Below are 229 nucleotides of genomic sequence, written 5' to 3'. Positions count from 1 at the left end.
CACTGCGTAACGACCCGTTCACCGCGACCCGCGGTCAGGGCGCGCAGCTGAACGGCGACCGTCTGCGTTGCAGCAATGCACGCGAACTGGACGGCACGATTCTGGCGACCGGCTTCCCGTTCAAGGCGAAGCAGCACGCAACCACTTATATGAATATCCTGGGCAAGCTGTTCACCGAATGCGCGGACTTCCGTCGCACCGGCTCTGCTGCACTGGATCTGGCCTACGT

Annotated in this window: 1 protein-coding gene; it reads left to right on the top strand. The window is 62.4% G+C overall.

Annotated features, from left to right (window positions below; translation table 11 throughout):
• The coding region (locus RTW80_RS31175) for an inositol monophosphatase family protein (RefSeq protein WP_312722159.1) at nucleotides 1–229 on the top strand (229 nt) is incomplete at both ends.

It is taken from the genome of Escherichia sp. AM3 (assembly GCF_032029835.1).
Taxonomy (GTDB): Bacteria; Pseudomonadota; Gammaproteobacteria; order Enterobacterales; family Enterobacteriaceae; genus Escherichia; species Escherichia coli.
Note: the sequence above shows the minus strand (reverse complement) of the source record. Positions and strands in the feature narration are given on the sequence as shown.